This window comes from Kitasatospora sp. NPDC023176, assembly GCF_055560495.1.
Genome location: NZ_JBVHIP010000037.1, coordinates 1 through 20,317, shown reverse-complemented (window position 1 = coordinate 20,317; position 20,317 = coordinate 1). Strand labels below are relative to the sequence as shown.

Annotated in this window: 22 protein-coding genes; 8 read left to right on the top strand and 14 right to left on the bottom strand. The window is 74.6% G+C overall.

All coding sequences use genetic code 11. From position 1 onward, the window contains the following. Window positions 1-2: 2 nt before the first annotated feature. The 7 genes from ACZ3YL_RS34765 to ACZ3YL_RS34735 all read right to left on the bottom strand — a co-directional run bounded on the left by ACZ3YL_RS34765 (window position 3) and on the right by ACZ3YL_RS34735 (window position 6,300). Window positions 3-266 (bottom strand): acyl carrier protein, encoded by a 264-nt coding sequence (locus ACZ3YL_RS34765; RefSeq protein ID WP_188310151.1) that lies wholly within the window; start codon window positions 264-266, stop codon window positions 3-5. A 136-nt stretch (window positions 267-402) separates the two neighbouring features. Then, a complete protein-coding gene (gene lysA, locus ACZ3YL_RS34760; protein ID WP_465661339.1) occupies window positions 403-1,686 on the bottom strand; it encodes a diaminopimelate decarboxylase in 1,284 nt (427 codons plus the stop codon). A 2-nt stretch (window positions 1,687-1,688) separates the two neighbouring features. Next, window positions 1,689-3,167 carry a preATP grasp domain-containing protein gene (locus ACZ3YL_RS34755; protein ID WP_188310153.1) on the bottom strand — a complete coding sequence of 493 codons (1,479 nt, stop codon included), beginning with the start codon at window positions 3,165-3,167 and terminating at the stop codon, window positions 1,689-1,691. A gap of 85 nt (window positions 3,168-3,252) precedes the next feature. After that, window positions 3,253-4,185 carry a 3-oxoacyl-[acyl-carrier-protein] synthase III C-terminal domain-containing protein gene (locus tag ACZ3YL_RS34750; RefSeq protein WP_465661337.1) on the bottom strand — a complete coding sequence of 311 codons (933 nt, stop codon included), beginning with the start codon at window positions 4,183-4,185 and terminating at the stop codon, window positions 3,253-3,255. Window positions 4,186-4,445: 260 nt separating this feature from the next. Continuing rightward, the gene (locus ACZ3YL_RS34745; RefSeq protein ID WP_188310155.1) at window positions 4,446-5,033 is read right to left on the bottom strand and encodes a TrmH family RNA methyltransferase; all 588 of its coding nucleotides are present in this window, start codon (window positions 5,031-5,033) and stop codon (window positions 4,446-4,448) included. After that, the gene (locus tag ACZ3YL_RS34740; RefSeq protein WP_188310156.1) at window positions 5,030-5,674 is read right to left on the bottom strand and encodes a class I SAM-dependent methyltransferase; all 645 of its coding nucleotides are present in this window, start codon (window positions 5,672-5,674) and stop codon (window positions 5,030-5,032) included. Before ACZ3YL_RS34740 ends, ACZ3YL_RS34745 begins: the two co-directional genes overlap by 4 nt. A gap of 158 nt (window positions 5,675-5,832) precedes the next feature. Next, the gene (locus ACZ3YL_RS34735; protein ID WP_188310157.1) at window positions 5,833-6,300 is read right to left on the bottom strand and encodes a carboxymuconolactone decarboxylase family protein; all 468 of its coding nucleotides are present in this window, start codon (window positions 6,298-6,300) and stop codon (window positions 5,833-5,835) included. A 186-nt stretch (window positions 6,301-6,486) separates the two neighbouring features. Between ACZ3YL_RS34735 and ACZ3YL_RS34730 the strand changes: the two genes are divergently transcribed. After that, complete coding sequence (locus ACZ3YL_RS34730; protein ID WP_188310158.1) at window positions 6,487-6,681, top strand: hypothetical protein; 195 nt, start codon at window positions 6,487-6,489, stop codon at window positions 6,679-6,681. 58 nt (window positions 6,682-6,739) lie between these two features. On the opposite strand, the gene ACZ3YL_RS34725 is transcribed toward ACZ3YL_RS34730, so the two are convergent. After that, complete coding sequence (locus ACZ3YL_RS34725; protein WP_465661333.1) at window positions 6,740-9,397, bottom strand: lysylphosphatidylglycerol synthase transmembrane domain-containing protein; 2,658 nt, start codon at window positions 9,395-9,397, stop codon at window positions 6,740-6,742. 71 nt (window positions 9,398-9,468) lie between these two features. Next, the gene (locus tag ACZ3YL_RS34720; protein WP_465661331.1) at window positions 9,469-10,230 is read right to left on the bottom strand and encodes an SDR family oxidoreductase; all 762 of its coding nucleotides are present in this window, start codon (window positions 10,228-10,230) and stop codon (window positions 9,469-9,471) included. Window positions 10,231-10,396: 166 nt separating this feature from the next. Here ACZ3YL_RS34720 and ACZ3YL_RS34715 point away from each other — a divergent pair, with 166 nt between their 5' ends. The 4 genes from ACZ3YL_RS34715 (at window position 10,397) to ACZ3YL_RS34700 (ending at window position 13,185) form a co-directional block, all read left to right on the top strand. Then, a complete protein-coding gene (locus tag ACZ3YL_RS34715) occupies window positions 10,397-11,326 on the top strand; it encodes a helix-turn-helix transcriptional regulator (RefSeq protein WP_465661329.1) in 930 nt (309 codons plus the stop codon). 37 nt (window positions 11,327-11,363) lie between these two features. Then, window positions 11,364-11,630, top strand: a complete 267-nt coding sequence (locus tag ACZ3YL_RS34710) for a UBP-type zinc finger domain-containing protein (RefSeq protein WP_188310162.1) — start codon at window positions 11,364-11,366, stop codon at window positions 11,628-11,630. Window positions 11,631-11,784: 154 nt separating this feature from the next. Then, the gene (locus ACZ3YL_RS34705; protein ID WP_188310163.1) at window positions 11,785-12,051 is read left to right on the top strand and encodes a hypothetical protein; all 267 of its coding nucleotides are present in this window, start codon (window positions 11,785-11,787) and stop codon (window positions 12,049-12,051) included. Window positions 12,052-12,207: 156 nt separating this feature from the next. Continuing rightward, on the top strand, window positions 12,208-13,185 hold the full coding sequence (locus ACZ3YL_RS34700) for a sigma-70 family RNA polymerase sigma factor (RefSeq protein WP_188310164.1): 978 nt from the start codon (window positions 12,208-12,210) through the stop codon (window positions 13,183-13,185). On the opposite strand, the gene ACZ3YL_RS34695 is transcribed toward ACZ3YL_RS34700, so the two are convergent. Beyond that, on the bottom strand, window positions 13,093-13,446 hold the full coding sequence (locus tag ACZ3YL_RS34695) for an STAS domain-containing protein (protein WP_188310165.1): 354 nt from the start codon (window positions 13,444-13,446) through the stop codon (window positions 13,093-13,095). The two genes, ACZ3YL_RS34700 and ACZ3YL_RS34695, sit on opposite strands and share 93 nt — an antisense overlap. Window positions 13,447-13,553: 107 nt before the next feature. On the opposite strand from ACZ3YL_RS34695, the gene ACZ3YL_RS34690 reads away from it, so the two are divergent. Further along, window positions 13,554-14,045 (top strand): NUDIX domain-containing protein, encoded by a 492-nt coding sequence (locus ACZ3YL_RS34690; RefSeq protein ID WP_188310166.1) that lies wholly within the window; start codon window positions 13,554-13,556, stop codon window positions 14,043-14,045. Between the two features lie 88 nt (window positions 14,046-14,133). Here ACZ3YL_RS34690 and ACZ3YL_RS34685 read toward each other — a convergent pair whose 3' ends face one another. From ACZ3YL_RS34685 to ACZ3YL_RS34670, 4 genes are all read right to left on the bottom strand, one after another. Then, window positions 14,134-14,892, bottom strand: a complete 759-nt coding sequence (locus tag ACZ3YL_RS34685) for a Clp protease N-terminal domain-containing protein (protein ID WP_188310167.1) — start codon at window positions 14,890-14,892, stop codon at window positions 14,134-14,136. A gap of 141 nt (window positions 14,893-15,033) precedes the next feature. After that, window positions 15,034-15,771 carry a tyrosine-protein phosphatase gene (locus ACZ3YL_RS34680; RefSeq protein ID WP_188310168.1) on the bottom strand — a complete coding sequence of 246 codons (738 nt, stop codon included), beginning with the start codon at window positions 15,769-15,771 and terminating at the stop codon, window positions 15,034-15,036. A 150-nt stretch (window positions 15,772-15,921) separates the two neighbouring features. Then, entirely contained in the window at window positions 15,922-16,656 is a 735-nt protein-coding gene (locus ACZ3YL_RS34675) for a VC0807 family protein (protein WP_465661324.1), read from the bottom strand. A 198-nt stretch (window positions 16,657-16,854) separates the two neighbouring features. After that, entirely contained in the window at window positions 16,855-17,535 is a 681-nt protein-coding gene (locus ACZ3YL_RS34670) for a hypothetical protein (protein ID WP_465661322.1), read from the bottom strand. Between the two features lie 414 nt (window positions 17,536-17,949). On the opposite strand from ACZ3YL_RS34670, the gene ACZ3YL_RS34665 reads away from it, so the two are divergent. Then, on the top strand, window positions 17,950-18,759 hold the full coding sequence (locus tag ACZ3YL_RS34665; protein WP_188310170.1) for an RNA polymerase sigma factor: 810 nt from the start codon (window positions 17,950-17,952) through the stop codon (window positions 18,757-18,759). Beyond that, a complete protein-coding gene (locus ACZ3YL_RS34660) occupies window positions 18,756-19,748 on the top strand; it encodes a hypothetical protein (protein ID WP_465661320.1) in 993 nt (330 codons plus the stop codon). Before ACZ3YL_RS34665 ends, ACZ3YL_RS34660 begins: the two co-directional genes overlap by 4 nt. Window positions 19,749-20,317 lie beyond the last annotated feature (569 nt).

Below are 20,317 nucleotides of genomic sequence, written 5' to 3'. Positions count from 1 at the left end.
GCTCAGGCGCCCGCTTCCCCGGCGACGAAGCCGGCCAGCGAGCCGACCGTCTCGAAGTGGGTCATGTCCAGTTCGTCGGCGTCGAACTGGAGGTCGAGGATCTCCTCGATGGTGATGAGGAGTTCGAGCGCGCTGCTGGAGTCCAGGCCCAGCTCGTCGAAGAGGCGGACGTTCTCGTCGGCGCCGGAGACGTCCTTGTTGAGGACCTCCGAGAGGCCCTTGCGGACGGCATCGACGAATCTGGGGTCGGTCGTGGTGTCGCTCACGGAGTGCTCCTCGCTGTGGTCCCGGCCGCCGGTCGGCGGGCGGATGCGGTCGTTCGGTGTGGTGTGGTGCGGTGTGGTGCCGGGCCCGCTGTGCCTGCCTGCCGGCCGTGCGGGGTGCCGGGTGGTTCCGGGCGGCTCAGTCGTCCTGCGGGACCGGCCGGTACAGCCGTTGCCCGGCCAGCAGCGCGCCCACGTCGTCGCGCTCGCGGACCAGGTGCGCCCGCCCGTCCAGGACGAGCACCTCGGCCGGGTAGCCGTGGCTCAGGAAGTGCACCGGGGAGGCCGTCGGCCCGTACGCGCCGGAGCGCTGCACGCCGATCAGCTCGCCGGCGCGCAGCGGCGGCATCGGGACCTTCTTGCCGATCACGTCGTTGGGCGTGCACAGCGGCCCGGTGATGTGCCACGGCTCGGTGGCGGGCTCGTCCATCCGCTCCAGCGCGGCCATCGGGAAGTTGCGCTTGACGTACGAGCCGATGCCGACCGCCGCCATGTGGTGGTTGGTGCCGCCGTCGGTGACCGCGAAGTTCTCGCCCATCGAGGTCTTGGTGTAGCGCACCCTGGTCACGTAGGTGCCGGAGGCGGCGACCAGGAAGCGGCCCAGCTCCATGATCAGCCGGGTGTCGGGGTGCCGCTCGGTGAAGTCCTCGACCAGCGGGTTGATCCCGGCGGCCAGCACGGCGAGGTCGAGGTCCTTCTCGTTGTCGAAGTAGGCGATGCCGAGGCCGCCGCCGACGTCCACGGTCTCCAACGGGAAGTCCAGCTCGGCGGAGAGCCGTTCGGCCAGGTCGAAGATCCGCCGGGTGTTCTCGACGACCGACTCCTCGGACAGGATCCGGGTGCCCAGGTAGACCTGGACGCCCATCAGCCGCAGGTGCGGGTACCGGGCGGCCAGCCCGCGGCCCTCGGCCAGCAGCTGCTCCTCGTCGGTGCCGAACTGGCGCGGCTTGCCGCCCATGGTCAGGCCCGAACCCTTCACCTGGAAGCTCGGGTTGACCCGCAGCGCGACCCGCGCGGTGACCCCGCGCTCCGCCGCCAGCTCGTCGATCAGGCCCAGCTCCTCCACCGACTCGCAGACGATCGCGTGGATGTCCTGGTCCAGGCAGGCGGCCACCTCGGCGCGGCTCTTGCCGGGGCCGAGGAAGATGATGTCCTGCGGGCGCACCCCGGCCCGCTGGGCGGTGACCAGCTCGGTCAGCGAGGACACCTCGGCGCGGGCGCCGCAGCTGTGCAGCAGGGCGCAGACCGAGATGTTGGGGTTCGCCTTCAGCGAGTAGAAGACCTCCAGCGCGGGGTGCAGCGCCGCGCGCAGGCCCCGGAAGCGGGTGGTGATCTCCTCGCCGTCGTACAGGTACAGCGGGGTGCCGAACTCCTCGGCCAGCTCGGTGATCCCGAGGCCCTGCACCTCGAATGCGACGCTCACGATCAGCTCCGTTCCGGGAAGGCCGCGAGGCGGCGGGTGATGTCGGTGTCGAGTGCCGCGATCTCCTCGTCGGAGGCGCCGACCAGCACGCCGTACAGCCGGCCCTCGAAGCCCTCCGGGCTGTCCGCGGCCGTGCCGTGCGCGGCGTTCACGGTGGCGTAGTTGTTGACGAACAGGCCGCGGGGCCGCGCGCCCCGACCGTCGGGCCGGGTGCCGTCGGGCCGGGTGGCGTCCGGTGCCGGCTCGTCCCGTACCGGCCCGTCCAGCAGCAGGCCGTCCAGCCGTTCGGCCAGCTCGGCGAAGGGCAGCGGGCGGGTCAGCCGCAGCGGGTAGTGCCGGGCGACGGCGACGTCCTCGGGGCCGGCCAGCCCGCCCTCGTGCACCACGTTCTGGTAGGTGGACATGTTGTTGCGGGCGTTGATCTCGATCACCGGGTACAGGCCCTCGTCCGGGTCGACCATCGCGTCCACCCCGACCACGCCGTAGTAGCCGTCCGCGGCGAGCCGCTCGCCGAGCCGCAGCGCGGTCGCGGCGATCTCCGCGACCTGCCGGTCGGACAGCCGGGCCGGGATGCGGTGGCCCTTGTGCACCCCGCCCTCGGTGAGCAGCTCCTTGACGAAGTCGAAGTGCACCGAGCCGTCCCGGCCCACGGTGAACTGGTAGTTGAGGTCGCAGCGCTTGGCGACCCACTCCTCCACCACCAGCGCCGTGCGCGGCGCCCCGGCCCCGTCCTGGGCGGCCCGGGCGGCCTTCTCGGCCTGTTGGACGGCCATCCGGTGCAGCCGGCCCAGCCGGGCCGCGGAGTCCAGCACCACGATGCCCTTGCCGGACACCCCGAAGGCGTCCTTGAGCACCACCTTCCGCCCGGCGTCGAGCAGTTCACCGGCGGCCGCCACCGCCTCCGCCAGCTCCTCCAGGGTCTCGCAGGCCCAGCCGCGGGCCTGGCGGATGCCCAGCTCGTCGGCCAGGCGGCGGCTGTACACCTTGCTGTTGACCCGCTTGCAGACGGCCGCGGAGGGCGCGCCCAGCGGGAGCCCGGTCCGGGCGGCCAGCTCCTCCTCGACGGCGGAGATGCCGTGCGCGGTCAGCCGGGCACCGCCGGCGGTGAGGCCGGCCAGGGCGTCGAGCAGGGCCGGGTCGGCGAGGGCGTCCTCGCTGACGGTGCGCTGCGGGTCCTGGCCGGCCACCACGTGCACGGTGGGCAGCTGGAGGCCGAGGCCCTCCAGGTAGCCGCGGTAGCCGTCGTCCGGCGCGGTCTTCAGTACGACGTGGTCGTCCTTGCCGCCGAGCAGCAGGGTGAACTCGTCCATCCGGTTGACCACCGCGCTGCCCGCGTGCGAGGCGACCCGGGGCAGGGCGGGCTCGCCGAGCGCCCAGTGGTTCTCCACCTCGAAGTTGCCCAGGAACACCAGCGGGGTGTCCGGTGATCCGGTCACCGCGCGCTTGAGCCGCGCGCCGAAGCCGGCGGAGGGAAGGTGCATGTCGACCTCGTCCATTTCTCGTGTGCGCTCGGTCCGGCAGGGGGCCGTCGGTGTGCGACGGCCCCGTTCGTGCCGGACGGTCTCGTCAGTGCTCGAACACCATGGCGGCGAAGGTCGCCCCGAGCCCCACGCTGGTCATCAGGTAGCGGTCGCCGGGACGCAGCCGCCCCAGCTCGGTGGCCTTCTGCAGGTTGATGAAGGGGTCGGCGCAGAAGCAGTGGCCGGTCTCGCCGACCAGGTCGAGGTAGACCTTGTCCAGCGGCAGTCCGAGCTCCTTGCAGACGCCGATCCAGGACAGCCGGTTGACGTTGTGCGGCAGCACCAGCGCCAACTCCTCCAGCCCGCAGCCGGCTTCGGCGAGCGCCGCGTCGATCACCTCGCACAGGCCCGGTCCGTACAGTTCCTGGAACTCCTTGGCGGCGGTCCCGCTCATGATGAACTCGTCGCCGAACTGCGGGTAGGTGCGGGCCGCGTAGCCGATCATCCGGTCCGGGCCGGAGCGGTCCGCGCTCACCAGGAAGGCCGCGGTGCCCTCGCCCATGACGGTGACGTCCGGGATGGACTGGGTCTGGGCGGTGCAGGCCTTCTCCCCGGCCACGACCAGGGCCAGCGCGTCCGGGTCCGGGTCGGCGGCGAGCAGGGTGCCGGCCAGGTCCAGGGCGAGCAGGCCGGAGGCACAGGCGTGGTGCGAGACGACGAACGCCGCGGCGTGCTCCAGGCCGAGTTCGGCCTGGAGCGGACCGAGCGAGGTCATCGGGTACGGCAGCGGCGACGGCATGGTGCGCGCCTGGAGGACGTACTTGACGCGCTGTTCCTGGCCGCGCAGCTCGGCCAGCTTGGTGGCGGCGCGCAGTAGCAGTTCGGTCTCGGTGGCCGCCGGGTCGCGACACACGTCGGCGAGCCCGTAGAAGCGCTGGTAGCGGCGCAACTGAACGTCCGTCAGTTGGAGTCGCTCCTGGAAGCGGGCGATCGGGATGGTGTCGGGAAGGTAGCTGGAGACCGCCGTGATCGACGTCATGCCCACTACGGTCGCGCGCGGCGCTGACGCTCAGCTGACGCCGGGCTGACCGTCTCCGGGGCCCGCCGTCACCGGTGACAGTGACCGCCCCGTGGCGGTTCCGCTTGTCGCGGGGGCGGCCGGCGCACATCTGCCGTTCGGCGGATATCCGAGGGCTCATCCGGGCGTATCCCGGCGGAACACGCGGAAGGGGTGGGCCTTTCGGCACACCCCTTCAGATCATCTGATCGCGCGTCAGTCCTCGTCGCCGAGGCCGCGCGTCAGTCCTCGTCGCCGAAGTCGCCCCCGAGGTCGCCCCCGGCGTCGCTCCCGTCCGGGGTGCCGCTGATCGCGTACCCCTGGCGGCGCGCCTCGTAGCAGGCCACCGTGGCCGCCGCCGACACGTTCAGCGAGCCGACCCGGCCCAACTGCGGCACGAACACCACCTGGTCGCAGAGCGCCAGCGCCTCGGGCGTGATCCCGCGGTCCTCGTGCCCGAGCACGAAGGCCACCGCCGGGGTCAGTTCGGCGGCGAACATCGGCACCGCGTCGTCCGCCAGTTCCAGCCCGACCACCTTGAAGCCGTCGGCCTTGGCCGCCGCCACCGCCTCGGCGACGGTCGGGAAGTGCTCCACCTTCAGGTACTTGTCGGTGCCCATCGCGGCCTTCTGCGCGCCGGAGGAGCGCACCGACGGGGTGTCCCCGGCCAGGTACAGCTTCTCGGCGCCCATCGCCGCGCCGGTCCGGACCACCGAGCCGACGTTGAACGGCGACTGCAGGTTCTCCAGGATCATCGCGAGCCGGAACTCGTTGCTGCGCCGCCACGAGCGGTGCAGTCGCTTCAGTTCGGTCCCGCGCAGCTGCTTCACGACGTCGTTCCCCGTCCACTCTCGGTGCCCTCGCCCGCTTCCGGGCGGGGCCGTGCTTCCAGAATCCGGAACCCGTTGACCGACGCGACCCGGGTGGTCGGGTGGCCCTGCTCGTTGAGCCACTTCTGCAGCGAGTCCGAGCCCAGGTGCTTCTGCACCACGAGGAACGCCGAACCGTCCGGAGTCAGCCGGCCGAGCCAGTGCGTCAACAGCCCGCGCAGTTCGGCCTTGCCGATCCGGATCGGCGGGTTGGAGTAGATGGTGGCGAACCGGAGGTCCTCGGGGACGTCGTCCGGCAGCGCGGCCTGGACGTTGCCCAGCCGCAGCGCCCCGGCGTTCAGCCGGACCAGCTCCAGCGCGCGCTCGTTGACGTCCACCGCCCACACCGGCAGCCGCTTGCGCCGGGTCGCCCAGGTCAGCGCGATCGGCCCGTAGCCGCAGCCGACGTCCAGGATCGGGCCGCGCACCCGCGGCGGCGGGGCGTGCTCCAGCAGGATCCGGGTGCCCTGGTCGAGCCGGCCGTGCGAGAACACCCCGGCGTCGGTGGTCAGTTCGAGGGTCAGGTCCGGGAGCGAGACCGTGATCGGCCGGCGCTCGCTGGCGACCTCGGGTGCACTGGAGAAGTAGTGCGAGCCGGACATGATTTCCCTGTCGTTCGTGCGGGCCGTCGTTCGTGCGGCCCCGGGGCCACGGGGGCCACCGGGTGGGTGCGGTCGAGCCCTGGGTACGGCACCGATCGTACCCCCGGTGGCCCGGGGCCCGTTCCGCACAGGCCGGGCGGTCAGCGCATGCCCGCTGGTCAGAGCGTGCCCGGGGTCTTGCGGGTGGCGATGTTGATCCGGTTCCAGGTGTTGATCGTGAAGCACACCGAGATCAGCTGCGCCAGCTCCGCCTCGGCGAAGTGCGCGGCCGCCCGGGCGTACACCGCGTCCGAGACGCCGCCGCTGATCCGGGTGATCTCCTCGGCCAGCGCCAGCGCGGCCCGCTCCCGCTCGCTGTACACCCCGGCCGGGGCCTCGTGCCAGACCGGCAGCAGGTAGATCCGCTCGTCGGTCTCGCCGGCCTTGCGGGCGTCCTTGGCGTGCATGTCCAGGCAGTACGCGCAGTTGTTGAGCTGCGAGGTGCGCATCTGCACCAGCTCGACCAGGGCCGGGTCCAGGCCCGCGCGGGCGGCGGCGTCCAGGGCGATCATCGCGCGGAACACCTGGGGGACGGTGCGGGCGTAGTCGAGGCGGGCGGGGGTGGCGGTGGTGTCGTTCGTCGTCATGGGAATGACTCTAGGCGCGGAATGAACCCCTCCCATGGGTCATTGAGATGCCGGATCCATGGGTCAATTCTGCCCCGGACAACACGCCGGAGCGGCCCCGGCACATCGCGTCCGCGCGCCCGGCGGCGGATACTGCCAGTACGCCATCCGGGCCCTGGGAGCCTCCCGACAGTGAGGACGGACGCCATGCCGCAGAATCACGAGGACTACCTGATCGACGAGGCCGTCGAGGCCGTCGAGCCCGACGAGGACGCCCCCACCGGCGACGAGTACGACGAGGTCGCCGAGCGCCGGGCCGTCGGCGCCGACCCGGCCACCGACGTCGCCGACGCCGCCGAGCAGAGCCGGGTCGTCAAGCTCGACGAGGACGACTACCGCTAGCCGGATCGCCCGGACCGCCCGGACCGCCCGGACCGCCCGGACCGCCCGCCTCCTACGGCTACAGCGCCTTGCGCCGTTGCAACCAGGTCATCGCGGCCCAGCCCGGCAGCACCGGCAGGATCAGCGTCAGCAGCCGGAACAGCGCCACCGCCGCCAGTGCCCCGCCCTTCTCCATCGACGCGGTCTGCTCCAGCCCGAACACCAGCGCCGTGTCCACCGCGCCGGCCCCGCCCGGGGTCGGCGCCGCGTTGCCCGCCGCGTTGCCCACCAGGAACACCACCGCCACCGGCGCGAACGACGGCTCCCGGCCGAGCGCGCGGATGCAGCAGTACAGGCAGGCGATCAGGCACAGCGACACCAGCAACTGCCCGGCCACCCCCACCGCCAGCCGGCCCGGGTTGCGCAGCAGGTCCAGCAGCCGTGGCAGCACCTCGGCCGTCAACGGCCGCAGCCGCGCCGCCAGCCACCGCCGGGCCGGCGGGATCGCCCACACCACCGCCAGCAGCACCGCCGCCACCGCCAGCCCGCCCACCACCGCGGGCAGCGCGTCCAACTCCGAACCGCCGGGCTGCAGGTCCAGCAGGTAGACGAAGGCCCCCAGCTGCAGCAGGTGCAGCACCAGTCCGATCAACTGCCCGACCCCGACGCTGGACAGTGCCTGCGCGGTGGGGATGTTCGCCCGCTGCAACAGCCGGGTGTTCAGCGCGATCCCGCCCACGCCCCCGGGCGACACCAGCTTCACGAACGCCCCGGCCACCTGCGCCAGCACCACGTTGCGGAACTCCAGCCGCTCCGGCACGAACCCGACGAAGCCCATCGCCGCCGCCACATGACTGCACCCGGCGGCCACGAGCGCCAGCACCAGCCACCACGGATCGGCGTCCGCCAGCGCCGCGACCGGGTTGTCCTCGGTCGCGAAGAACTGCGGGATCAGCAGCCACCCGGCCACCACCCCGCCCACCACGGCCAGCAGCGTCCGCGGCCGCACCCGCTCCAGCCGCACCGGCCGCCCCACCACCTCCGGCCGGCCCCGCAGCACCTCCGCCCGGATCTCCTCCAGCAACCCACCGGCCGGGCCGGGGCCGCCATCGGGGCCCTGGGCCTGCGGCGCGGCGGCGGTGAGGACGGCGGCGCTGCCCGTGCCGCCGTCCTCACCGCCGCCCGAGGCGCCCGCCTCCGCGCCGCCGTCCGCCTCCGCCGTCTTCCCGCCCGGCCGGCGCTTGAGCGACTGGCGGGTGGAGCGGGCGAGGGCGATCGGCTGGAGGAGGGGGAGGGCGGCGCCGAGGACGTCGGGGCCGAGGACGGTGGTGGCGGTGCGGACGGCGCGGGCGGCGCCGGCCCGGAGGGCGAGGGTGGTGAGGAGCTGGGCGATGTCGCAGCGCAGGACGAGTTCGCTCGCCGCGATGTCGCCGTCGGCGAAGTCGACCAGGTGGACCGCGCCGGTGTCGTCGACCAGCAGGGAGCCGGGTACGAGGGCGCGGTGGGCGATCTCGCGGCGCTGGAGCAGGGCGAGCTGCTGCCAGGCGTCGGCGAGCAGTTCGTCGGTGACCTCCGCGTCGTCGAGCCGGTCCAGGGGCCGTCCGGCGAGGTGTTCGTAGGCGATGAGGGCGGTGTCGTGGCCCAGGCCCGCGGTGGCGGCGATCCGGCGGGTGCGGACTCCGGCGGCGAGGGCCGCGTAGGTGACCAGGGCCTCGTGCTCCAGCCCGGTGCGCGGTGAGCGCAGGGCGCGGGGGTGCGGGGCGGTGCGCAGCCGCAGGCGGCGCCAGGCGCGCTGGACGGCGGCGGCGGTGACGGCCTGCCGGTCGAGGACCTGGACGTCGAGTTCGGGCCGGCCGTCGGCCTGCCGGACGCGGTAGCGGTCCAACCCGGCGGGGAGGGCTTCGACGGGCCGCAGTCCGCTGTCCCGCAGGGCCCGCAGGACCTCCCCGGGCCGGGGTCGCGGGTCCGGGGTGCCGACGGCGTACAGGGTGCCGTGGGCGCCGGTCCAGCCGATGAGCACGCCGAGCAGCAGCGCGGTGGGGGTGGCGTACCCGCCGGCCAGTCCGGCGAGGCCGGAGAGCGCGAGGACGGCCCAGGGCAGGCGCCGTTCGCGGCTGGCGGAGGCGGTCATGAAAGCGAGGACGGGTGCCAGGTAGCCGTAGACGGGCTCGGTGTGTCCGAGCGCGTCGGCGGGCAGCCGCTGGGTGAGCGCGGTGAGCAGTGAGGTGGGGGCGAGGTCGTCGGCCCACAGGTCGAGGGCGAGGGTGGCGCCGTACGCGGTGACGGCGGCGAGCAGCCCGTCGGAGACCTGTTGGAGGGCGCGCCGCCGGTCCGGGCCGAGCAGGCGGTGGGCGGCGAGCCCGACCGGCAGCAGCAGGACGGCGGCGGTGGTGAGCCCGCCGGCCAGACTCGCCAGCGGGCGGGGCACCAGGGCGGCGGCCTCGGCGACGTCGGCGGCGAAGCCGCCGGTGGTGGCGCGGGCGTAGTCGGCGAGTAGCAGGGTGAGGACGATCGCGGTCAGGCCGGTGAGCAGCCGGATCAGGGCGACCGGCTGCCGGACCCGGCCGGCCTCGGACAGCGGCCTGGCCCGCCGGTGCGGACCACCCGGCTGCCCGGGTACGCCCCCGCCGGTGCCGGTCCGCCCGGATATGCCCCTGCCGCTGCCCGGCCGCCCGGCCGGGGCCGTACCGCGGCCCCCGCCGGTGTCGCCGTTCGTTCTCCCCGTCACGATCGCCACGGATGGCATGCTCCCATGCCACCCGTACACCAAGGGCCCGGATCCGGCGCTGCCGCGTCCCGTCCGCCGGGTCACGCCTGCCGGGTCGGCAGCACCACCTGGTGGCGCAGGTTGACGTGCCGGGGGCGGCTGACGGTGTAGGCGATCAGGTCCGCGATGTCGTCGGCGCCGAGCGACGGGATCGCGGCGAACATGTCGCCGAGCCCCTCGCGCAGTGCCGGGTTGTCGATGTGCCCGCCGAGTTCGGTGTCGGTGAGGCCGGGCTCGATCGCGCTGACCCGGACGTCCTGCGGGCCGAGTTCGGTGCGCAGGGCGGTGGACAGCTGGGTGAGGGCGGCCTTGGTGGCGCCGTACACGGCGAAGGCGGGGAAGGAGACGTGCGAGGCGATGGAGGAGACGTTGACCAGGTCGGCGGTGCGGCCGTCAGCGGCGGCCGAGGTGAGGTCGGCGGTGAAGGCGCGGACGATCCGCAGGGCGCCGGTGAGGTTGGTGTCGATCATCCGGGTCCACTCGTCGATCCGCCCGTCGGTGAGCGGGTTGGCGAGCATCACCCCGGCGTTGTTGACCACCAGGTCGACCGGGCCGTAGGCGTCGTGGACGGCCTCGGCGGCGGCGTCCACGGAGGCCTGGTCGGTGATGTCGGCGGTGACGGCGAGGGCCTGTCCGCCGGCCGCGGTGATCTCGGCGGCGAGCGCGTCGAGCCGGTCGGTGCGGCGGGCGAGCAGGGCGACCCGGGCGCCGTTCGCGGCGAGCAGCCGGGCGGTGGCGGCGCCCATGCCGCTGGCGGCTCCGGTGACGACGGCGGTGCGGGTGGCGAGGGCGGGGTAGCTCATCGGGGGCTCCTGGAGGGGGGCGGCGGCTTGACGTCGACCACTCTGCGGCGGTTCCGCGCGCCCACCCAGGGCCGAGTTCTACCCGGGAAGGCCCCACCCCGGAACTCCTTTCCCGGGAAAGGCAGTACCACCCTGGGGCTGCTGCCCCGGGGCTACCCTGCCTGGCATGGAGAACACCCTGGGGGACTTCCTCCGCTCGCGCCGGGCCCGGATCCAGCCCGAGGAGGTGGGCCTGCCCGCGCACGGCCGCCGGCGGGTGCAGGGCCTGCGGCGGGAGGAGGTGGCGCAGCTCGCCGGGGTCAGCGTCGACTACTACATCCGGTTGGAGCAGGGCCGCGGCGGCAGCGCCTCGGACGCGGTGCTGGACGCGGTGGCCCGGGTGCTGCGGCTGGACGAGGTGGAGGCGGCGCACCTGCGGTCGCTGAACCGCCCGCCGAAGGCGGCGCCCGCCCGGGCCCGGGGCGACCGGCAGGTCCGCCGGGGGACGCGGCTGCTGCTGGACCTGATGACCGGGGTGCCGGCCTTCGTGGTGGGCCGCCGGATGGACGTGCTGGCCTGGAACGCCCTGGCCGACGCGGTGAACGGCTTCTCCGGGCGCGCGGGCCGCAAGCCGGGCACACCGCCCAACCAGGCCCGGGACGGCTTCCTCGACCCCGAGGCCCGCACCTTCTACCGCCAGTGGGACGCGGTCGCCGCCGAGACCGTCGCCCAACTGCGCCGGGACGCCGGGCTGCACCCGGACGATCCCGCCCTGGCCACCCTGGTGGGCGAACTGTCGGTGCGCAGCGAGGAGTTTCGGCGGCTCTGGGCGGACCACCTGGTGCGGGAGAAGACCAGCGGGGTGAAGCTGCTGCGGCACTCGCTGGTCGGCGAACTCGACTTCGGTTACGAGACCCTGGCCGTCAACGGCTCGCCGGACCAGGTGCTGGTCGTCTACACCGCCCCGCCGGGCTCGCCCACCGCCCAGAAGCTGGCCCTGCTGGCGAGTTGGACGGCCTCCGGCACGGTTCCGGAGGCCGCGGGGGCCTCGGGGGCCGCAGGGGCCGCAGGGGCTGCGGGGGCCGCGGAGGCTGCGGAGGCCTCGGAGACGTTCTGAGCGGGCGGCCCGGCCCGGGGCGTCATAGCCTTCCACCATGAGCGCGTGCGAAGACCTCGCCATGGCCCCCCGGGACATCGAGCCCGCCCCGCCCACCGACGGCTGCGCGGACTGCCTGGCCCACGGCCGCCGGGACTGGGTCCACCTGCGGGTCTGCCTGGACTGCGGCCACATCGGCTGCTGCGACAACTCGCCGCAGCGGCACGCCACCGCGCACTTCCACAACTCCTCGCACCCGGTGATCCGCTCCTACGAGCCGGGGGAGGACTGGCGCTGGTGCTACGTCCACGAGGTCATGGGCTGAACCCGCCCTTCGCCCCGGCCCCGCCCTTCCGCCCGGTCTCGCCGGCCTCCGCAGTGGCGCCGATCCCCAACCCCGATAAAATCCGGACATACACACCCGAGCGGCCCCTCCGGCCGGCATCCGCCCGGCCGCGGTCGCCGAAGGGAGGCCGACGATGACCAAGCGAACGGCGGGCAGCACCGCCCAGCTCCGCCAGGGCACCCAGGAACTGCTGGAACGCCGCGGCATGGCGACCGCGCCGAGCCGGCTCGGACCGAAGCCCAGCTTCGGCCCGGTGTCCGCCGCCGGGAACCCCTCCGCCGACGCCTTCCGCCACGGCGGGCGCGACGCGGCGTCCGCGGCGCCGCACTCCGCCCCGGCGATGCACGCGGAACTCAAGGGCCACCGGCACCGCGGCGCGGAGAAGCACTCCGCCCACTGACCCGCGCGACCACGTGGGGGCGGGCGCCGACCGACCCGGCGCCCGCCCCTGACGTGTGTTCAACCAGCGCTCCCGGCAACCCCCGAGGGAACTGTCGGTGGCGTGCGTTACGTTCGTCCCGTTCACCAGCACGCGGCGGGACGACGGGGGTACACCATGGCCGATGTGATCACGGCGGAGCCGGTCGAGCTCCAGCTGGAGCGGTACCGCACCGAACTCACCGGCTACTGCTACCGGATGCTCGGCTCGGTCTTCGAGGCCGAGGACGCGGTGCAGGAGACCATGGTCCGGGCCTGGCGCGGGCACCAGGGCTTCGAGGGGCGGGCCGCGCTGCGCTCCTGGCTGTACCGAATAGCCACCAACGTCTGCCTGGACGCGCTGAACGGCCGCAACAACCGGGCCCGTCCGATGGACCTCGCCGGCCCGGTGACGGTGGCCACCGCGCACGGCACCCAGCTGCCCGAGGTGACGTGGATCGGCCCGGCGCCGGACGGCCGGGTGCTCCCCGAGACGGGGGATCCGGCGGAGGTGGCCGCCCAGCGCGAGTCCGTGAAGCTGGCCTTCGTCGCCGTGCTGCAGCGGCTCGCGCCCCGGCAGCGGGCGGTGCTGATCCTGCGCGAGGTGCTCGGCTGGAAGGCCGCCGAGGTGGCCGAACTGCTGGGTGTCACGGTCGCCTCCGTCAACAGCGCGCTGCAGCGCGCCCGCGCGGCGCTCGCCTCGGACACGTCGGCCGCCCGCCCGGCCCCCGTGCTGGACGAGGCCCACCGGGCGCTGCTGGACCGCTACGTCCACGCCTTCGAGGCGTACGACATGGACGGCCTGGCCGAACTGCTGCACGAGGACGTCACGCTCAACATGCCGCCGTTCTCGATGTGGCTGCGAGGGCTGGAGGAGGTCCGGGCGTGGATGCTGGGCCCGGGGCACGGCTGCCGGGGTTCCCGGCTGCTCCCGGTGACGGCCAACGGCGGCCCGGCCCTCGCCCAGTACCGGCCGAGCCCGGAGGGCGGGCACGCGCCGTGGGCGCTGATCGTGCCGGAGGTGTCAGGGGGCCGGATCACCGGGCTCACCAACTTCCTCGACACCGACGTGCTCTTCCCGCTGTTCGGCCTTCCGGCCCGGCTCCCCGCCGAGTGACGCGAGTGACCCGAGCGGGTCGAACAGGTCGAGCGAATCAAGCGGATCGAGCGGATCGGCCGCTCCGGGCAGCAGCGCCGCGAGCCCGCTGAACGCGAGCAGTTCGCGCAGCGGGCCGCCGGTGTTCAGCAGCACCACCCGCACCCGGTGCCGGGCGGCGGCCAGCCGCAGCCGGGCGAGGGCGTCGACGACGGCCAGGTCGGGGGCGGTCAGGGCGCCCAGGTCACAGGTCAGGACGGCTTCGTTCGCTGTGCTCTCCATGCGGGTTGGACCGTTCCCGGCCGCCGGACTCATCGGTCCGGTCGGCGGCGCGGTGGCGCGGTGGCAGAGTGGGGCCGACCGAACCGCCCTGCCCCAGGAGGAACACCGTGACGGCCGAACCCTTGAGATCCCGCGAGGAGTGGCTGGCGTCCCTGCCCCGGATCTACGCGGCGGCGGGCTGCCTGCTGCGCGACGAGTCCGGCCGGATCCTGATCGTGAAGGCCGGGTACCGCGAGCACTGGCAGTTCCCGGGCGGGACGATCGACCTCGGTGAGGGCCCGGTCGAGTGCGCCAAGCGGGAGTTGGAGGAGGAGACCGGCATCGTCCGGGAGACCGGCGACCTGCTGGCCATCTCCTGGACCCACCCGTCGAACGAACTCGACCACCCGGCCCAGCACTTCATGTTCGACTTCGGCACCGTCCCGGACGGCACCCCGGTGACCGTCCCGGCCGGCGAGCTGGACACCCACCGCTGGGCCGAGCTGGACGAGGCCCTGGAGCTGCTCGGCCCGGCCCGTTCGGCCCGGCTGCGGGCGGCGTTGGAGGCGGTGGTCGACGGCCGGGTCCGGATCGTCACCACCCACATCTCCGGCTTCTAGGGCGTGTCTGACACGCCCTAGGCCGCCATCCGCAAGTGCCGTGCCCCGGGCGGGAGTTCCACCCGGGGCGCGGTCGGTGCGGAGCGCCTCACCGCTGCTCGGGCGCGGCGTCCCGGGCGGCGATGATGGCGGCGATGGCCTCCGAGACGAAGGTCTCGGTCTCGGGCTTGTCGACCTTGAGCCCGGCGAGCACGCCCTCGCCGTTCTCCAACTCCAGCAGTGCGAGCAGGATGTGCTCGGTGCCGACGTAGTTGTGTCCGAGCTTGAGCGCCTCGCGGAAGGTCAGCTCCAGCACCTTCTTGCCCTGCGCGCTGTACGGGATCAGCGCGGGCACCGTCTGCTCGACGGCGGTCGGCAGCGCGGCGCTGGTCGCCGTCCGGACGGCCTCCGGGGTGACGCCCTGGGCGGCGAGCGCCTTGACGGCGATGCCCTCGGGCTCGGCGAGCAGGCCGAGCAGGATGTGCTCGGGGCCGATCTCGGCGTTGTTCGCCTGTCGGGCCTCCTCCTGCGAGGCCACCACGACCTTGCGCGCCCGGGGCGTGAACCGGGCGAACCCCTGGCTGGGGTCGAGGTCGTTCACGGCACCCGGGTCCTTGGGGACGAAGCGCTTCTGGGCGGCCTGCTTGCTGACGCCCATGCTGCGTCCGATGTCGGTCCAGGAGGCGCCGGAACGGCGGGCCTGGTCCACGAAGTGGCCGATGAGGTGGTCGGCGAGTTCGCCGAGGTGGTCGGCGGCGATGACCGCGTCGGAGAGCTGGTCGAGCGCGTCGACGTGGACCTTCTTGATCGCGGCGATCAGGTCGTCGAGGCGCAGCGGAGTGGTGTTGGGAACAACGGGATTCTCCATGCGTCAACCGTAGGTTGTCGATCCGAGGATCGTCAACCACAAGTTGACGCTTACCGGCAGGTAGGTTGCGTCCGCATCCGCTCGAACACATCCGCCCGACTGCGGCACCCGCCCGACCGCGGCGGCCCCCGGCCGGGGGCCCTACGCCCCCGTCAGCAGCCGGTCCCGCACGGCGGCGATCTGGGCGGGCGCGACCCCCGCCGCGAGCAGGTAGCCCGCCGGGTCGAGCCCGTCGAGGGTGGCTGCCAGAGCGGCCTCCGCGGTGGTCCCGGCCTCGGCCAGCGCCGCGTCGATCCGGTGGTACGGGTCCGGCAGGCCGAGCATCCCGTACAGCGGGCGGACGTTGGGGCCGCTCAGCAGGTAGTCCTCGGCGATCGCGGCCCGGTCGACCCCGGCCAGGGCGAGCAGCAGCAGGGCGGCCAGGCCGGTGCGGTCACGGCCGGCGCCGCAGTGCACCACCAGTCCGCCGGGGCGGGCCTCGGCGATCGCGGTGACCAGCGCGGCGGCGGCGTGCGGGCAGTGCTCCAGGTACGGGCGGAAGGCCAGCGGGGTGCCGTCCAGCCGGCCGTGGGCCTCCCACCAGGCGGGGCCGGCCAGTTCGTCCAGCGGGACGCGGACCAGTTCGACCTCCTCGGGGAGCGGGAGGAGCGGCCTGTACTCCTCGGCGTCGCGCAGATCGACCACGGTGCGGACACCGTGGTCGAGGAGGGCGTCCCAGCCCTCGCGGGTCAGGCGGTCCAGGTTGTCCGCCCGGGCTATCGCGCCGCGGGCGGTCGGCTTGCCGGAGGCGGTGGGCAGTCCGCCCAGGTCGCGGACGTTCAGACAGCCGTCCCAGACGAGGGTGCGGTCCTCGGTGGTGGTCAGCGCGTCGGTCCGCATGGTGGGGCTCCCCGTTTCCTCGGTCGGGGGTACCGTTACCCCCTCGTTATCAGGACTCCCGGGCGATCCCGATGGTTCCTGATCGTTAGAACCCAGGTCACCGGCAGTTCGTACGGAAGACCGACGGTTCGCGCCGGGCCGGCGGGGGGATCAGGCGGCGCCCGGGGCCTCGGCCTCGGCGGCGACCAGCTTCTCGATCGGGTCGACCGCGATCTGACCGAGCATCGAACCGGCCACGATCGCGCCGATCAGGAACACGGTGGACAGCCAGGCCATGGTCGACACCGGCAGGGTGAAGGCACCGACCACCCGGGCCGCGCACTCGGCCAGCAGCGCGGTGCCCCAGATGCCCGCGAACACCCGCTCGTGACGGCGGAAGGCCCGCGAGGCCGCCGCCCGCCCCTCGACCAGCCGCTGCCAGGCGGCGGCCCGGCCCCGGTCGCCCTTGGTGACGAAGGGCATCAGCATCGGGGTCATCACCGGCCGGCCGACCGCGGCCGAGACCAGGATCGCCAGCGCCACGGTGCCGCTCAGCCCGCCGTCCTTGGCGATCATCATCCGGGCGTCGCCGGTGACGAAGGTGAGCGCCAGGCCCGCCAGGTTGACCACCAGCATCAGCGAGGCCCACAGGTTGAGCGTGCGCTCCTTCAGCAGGCCGAGGACGGTCCGCCCGGCCGGGAAGACGCTGCTCCAGGCCAGCGCGGCGAACTCGCTCAGGCCGCAGGCCGAGTGCAGCAGGTAGTAGCCGACCAGCGGGGCGGCCACATCGAGGGCGAGCGGGCGCAGCCCGGTGAGCAGCGGGTTCGGCGCCCCGGCTGCCCGGTCGTCCTGGACGTCCTGGGCGGGAACGGCGGCGGTGACGGCGGTGACGGTCCGGCTGCTCATGGTGGGTTCCTCCCGGCTGGTGGCCGCGGGCCACTGCCCGCGTCGTGCCTCCAGTTTTTCGGTCCGACCCTCCGTCAGAGCAGTGCCGTCCGTTGCCGGATCCGCATGACAGCTGTCACTGTGCGGCCCGTGACACCCCCGCCCACCTGGCCTTATCCAGACCTGCGCCGATCCGCACCGATCCAGCCCGGCGCCGGTCTAACCGAGGACCCACAGTTCCCGCCCCAGGGTGTCCAGGCAGCGCACCGTCCGGAACCGGTCGTCCCCGGCGGACAGGAACCCCCGGGCGGCCCCGGCCAGCACCGTCCGGGCCACGCCGTCGCCCCGGGTCCAGGCGCCGGTCAGCACCAGCGCCCCGTCGACCAGCTCGGCACGCTGCACCCGGGCCACCGAGGCGGTCAGCAGCGCGGCGTTGACGTCCTCCAGCTCGGCGGGGGAGAGGTACCAGAGGTGCGCCCCGCCGGTGGGCGAGCGGTCCGCCCCGGCCCGGCGCCGCAGCTCCGGCAGGCCGTAGTCCCGGACGGCCGCGACGGCGTCGTCCAGCGGCAGCTGCCAGCGCGGCCCGGGCAGCACCTCCCACCAGACGTCCTCGCCGACCGGCAGCACCTCGCCGATCCGGGCCCGCCAGACCTCGAAGCCGTACCGGGTGTGCGGGTCGGGCGGGGCCGGGGCGGCCCAGTCGGCGCGGCGGACCAGGCTGAGCCCGAAGGTGAACGCGACCCGGTCGGCGGCGGGCCGCTCGACCAGGCCCAGCAGCATCCAGTGGTCCTCGTCCGGCAGCAGGAAGGCCGGGTGCCGCCCGGTGAGGCCCAGGCCGCGCAGGGCGGGCGCGAGGTGCTCGCGCAGGCCCTTGGCGTGGAGCTCGTGGGCAGTGGTCATCGCGGTCTTCCCTGCTGGTCATACGGTTGCTCCGGCTCCGGCTCCGGCTCCGGCCCCGCCCCGGCCCCGGCCCCGGCCCCGCCCCGATCCCGATCCCGGTCCCGGTCCCGGATCTGGCCCCGGCCCCGGTCCCGCTCCGGCCGGGGCGGCCCGGACCGACGCCCGCCCGAACGGGCTCGGGCGGGCGTCGGACCAAACGGGCGCGGCGGGGTCGCGGGGTCACGGCGGCGTGGTCGGGCGCGTCGGCGGGCCCGGCGTCCGGGCGGGTCGGGGCCCGGATCGATTCGCCTACCGACAACGTAGGCGGGGGCGGCCTCCCGGGGCTGCGGGCGAACGGCAGCCGTCGGCGGGACCTTGGCCCCGTCCGGTCCGGTCCTTCGACCGGCGCCGACCCGTTCCCCCGGATGGCGCATCATGTGGCGGGTGCAGAGTGCAGAACGCCCCGGAGCGGGCACCGGCAGCCCCCTCGGCCGGTCCGGACCAGTACCTCCCGCCGGCCCACCCCCGGGCGGGGGCCCCGCTCCCACCGACCTGACCGAGGCGGTCCGCGCCGCCCAGGAGGGGGACGAACAGGCGTTCCGGCTGCTGTTCCGGACCGTCCAGCCGGGCCTGCTGCGCTACCTGAGAGTGCTCGTCGGAGGCCGGCCCGAGGACGTGCAGGACGCCGAGGACATCGCCTCCGAGACCTGGCTGCAGATCGCCCGCGACCTGCGCGGCTTCTCCGGCGACGGCGACGGCTTCCGCGGCTGGGCGGCCACCGTCGCCCGCAACCGGGCGATGGACCACCTGCGCGCCAGACGCCGGCGCCCGGTCGCCGACCTCCCCTTCGAGTACCTGGTCGAACAGGCCGCCGGGGACGACACCGCCCGCGCCGCACTCGCCACCGTCGGCACCGCCGACGCCCTGGCGCTGATCTCCCGGCTGCCCCGCGACCAGGCCGAGGCGGTGCTGCTGAGAGTGGTCATGGAACTGGACGCCGAGAGCGCCGCCCGGGTGCTCGGCAAGCGGGCCGGCAGCGTCCGGATGGCCGCCCACCGGGGCCTGCGCCGACTCGCCAAGCTCCTGGACCAGCCCTTCTCCGCCGGAGCCGGGATCCCGGCCGCCCGCCCGGCCGAACCGGGCACCGGGACCGCCGCCGGACGACCCGCGGAACAGCCCGCGAAAAAAACTTCTCCCCAGGGTGTGACAGAACGCCGGGCCGCGACGCTGAAGGACATGAGATGAGCACCAACCGATCCCGTCGGATCGACCGTGATGCCGCCGAGCAACTGCTCGGCGGTGCCGTGGGCGGCCCGTCGGCCGGGCAGGACGCCTCGCTCACCGGACCGGATGGTCCCGGGCAGCTCGCCCGGGTACTGGCCGCGGCCGCCGCCCCGGCGACGCCCGCGGAACTGGCCGGGGAGGAGACCGCCCTGGCCGCGTTCCGGGCGGCGAGTCTCACGCCCGACCCCGTAGTGACCCCCGTCCGGAGACGATCGATGGCAACCGCCGCGCTGGCCAGGGCCTTCAGCACGAAGGCCGCTGCCGCCGTGCTCGGCGCCACCGCGCTGTGCGGGGTCGCGGTCGCCGCCGGCACCGGCAACCTGCCGTCCGGTCTCGGCGGCGGCCCGTCCGAACCCGAGCACGCGGTGGCCACCCCGGGCACCCCGCTCGGCGCCTCCGCCGACACCGGCACCGCCTCCTCCGCGCCCCCGTCCGGCAGTGCCCGGCCGTCCACCGGTGGCACCGCGGACCCGCACGGAGCCGTCCCGTCCGGCCCCGCCTCGCCCGCCGTTCCCACCACCGGCGGGCACGCCGAGCACCCCGCCCCGCCCACCGCGCTGCTCCCGCTCTGCCAGAACTTCGCGGACCGTACGGGCAAGGGCGAACACCCCGGCAGGCTGGCCGCCGACCCGCTCTTCGCCCCGCTGATCGCGGCGGCCGGCGGAGCCGACGGCGTCCAGGACTACTGCGAGGGCGCCCTCGGCCACCGGGACGGAGACCACCAGGACGGCGACCACCAGGGCGCCGGCGCCCAGCCGAGCGCCCCCGGCCGAAGCGGTTCCGGCGGCGATTCCGGCAAGGGCAACGGCAACAGCCAGAACGGCGGCGGCAACGGCGCCAAGCCCGGCAAGGGCGGCGTGATCCCGCCCCCGACGGGCGCCCCCACCCTGCCGGACATCCGTCCGAGCAGAACCGGCCCCTCCGAGGACGACCAGCCGGCCCGGAGATGACCCCCAGAACTCCGGGTGGGCGGCGAGCGACTCCCCCCGGGCTCGCCGCCCACCCGGACCGCACCACCCCGCACCACCCGCAGGACGCACAACCACCCGAAGACTCCGGGTGGCCGGTCGGCTCCCCCGTGCCCACCGTCCACCCGGCCGGCTCCCGGCCGGACCGGCAGGCGCTCACCCCGGACGCGCCCCCGGCCCGGCCGGCCCGGAACGTGCGGCCCGCCCTCCCGCAGTCAGGGCGGGCCGCACCCCGATCCGGCGGTCGGGGGACCGCTGCCCGGTCCCCCGGCCGCCACCCCCACCCCAGCGGGCCCGCCAGAGCGAAGCCCACGCACCCGCAACACCCCCTCACCCTCACCCGCACCCACCCACCCCCGGCACCCCCCACCCACACCCACCCACACCCACCCACACCCACCCACCCCCCCCGCACCCCTCCACCCACCTCCCCCCTCCACCCACCTCCCCCACCCACCCACCTCCCCCACCCACCCACCCCCTCCCCACCAGGCGAGAGGGACGCGCTGCGGAAGGGGGCGGCGCAGGGGGTGGCTGCGGAGAGGGGCGTG

Coding starts and splice junctions, on each gene's coding strand:
- ACZ3YL_RS34710 (WP_188310162.1), top strand. CDS start 11,364: ATGAGCGCGTGCGAAGACCTCGCCATGGCCCCCCGGGACATCGAGCCC.
- ACZ3YL_RS34660 (WP_465661320.1), top strand. CDS start 18,756: ATGAGCACCAACCGATCCCGTCGGATCGACCGTGATGCCGCCGAGCAA.
- ACZ3YL_RS34695 (WP_188310165.1), bottom strand. CDS start 13,446: ATGGAGAGCACAGCGAACGAAGCCGTCCTGACCTGTGACCTGGGCGCC.
- ACZ3YL_RS34750 (WP_465661337.1), bottom strand. CDS start 4,185: ATGACGTCGATCACGGCGGTCTCCAGCTACCTTCCCGACACCATCCCG.
- ACZ3YL_RS34680 (WP_188310168.1), bottom strand. CDS start 15,771: ATGCGGACCGACGCGCTGACCACCACCGAGGACCGCACCCTCGTCTGG.
- ACZ3YL_RS34685 (WP_188310167.1), bottom strand. CDS start 14,892: ATGGAGAATCCCGTTGTTCCCAACACCACTCCGCTGCGCCTCGACGAC.
- ACZ3YL_RS34755 (WP_188310153.1), bottom strand. CDS start 3,167: ATGCACCTTCCCTCCGCCGGCTTCGGCGCGCGGCTCAAGCGCGCGGTG.
- ACZ3YL_RS34675 (WP_465661324.1), bottom strand. CDS start 16,656: ATGAGCAGCCGGACCGTCACCGCCGTCACCGCCGCCGTTCCCGCCCAG.
- ACZ3YL_RS34705 (WP_188310163.1), top strand. CDS start 11,785: ATGACCAAGCGAACGGCGGGCAGCACCGCCCAGCTCCGCCAGGGCACC.
- ACZ3YL_RS34665 (WP_188310170.1), top strand. CDS start 17,950: ATGTGGCGGGTGCAGAGTGCAGAACGCCCCGGAGCGGGCACCGGCAGC.
- ACZ3YL_RS34670 (WP_465661322.1), bottom strand. CDS start 17,535: ATGACCACTGCCCACGAGCTCCACGCCAAGGGCCTGCGCGAGCACCTC.
- ACZ3YL_RS34740 (WP_188310156.1), bottom strand. CDS start 5,674: ATGTCCGGCTCGCACTACTTCTCCAGTGCACCCGAGGTCGCCAGCGAG.
- ACZ3YL_RS34720 (WP_465661331.1), bottom strand. CDS start 10,230: ATGAGCTACCCCGCCCTCGCCACCCGCACCGCCGTCGTCACCGGAGCC.
- ACZ3YL_RS34735 (WP_188310157.1), bottom strand. CDS start 6,300: ATGACGACGAACGACACCACCGCCACCCCCGCCCGCCTCGACTACGCC.
- ACZ3YL_RS34730 (WP_188310158.1), top strand. CDS start 6,487: ATGCCGCAGAATCACGAGGACTACCTGATCGACGAGGCCGTCGAGGCC.
- ACZ3YL_RS34700 (WP_188310164.1), top strand. CDS start 12,208: ATGGCCGATGTGATCACGGCGGAGCCGGTCGAGCTCCAGCTGGAGCGG.
- ACZ3YL_RS34715 (WP_465661329.1), top strand. CDS start 10,397: ATGGAGAACACCCTGGGGGACTTCCTCCGCTCGCGCCGGGCCCGGATC.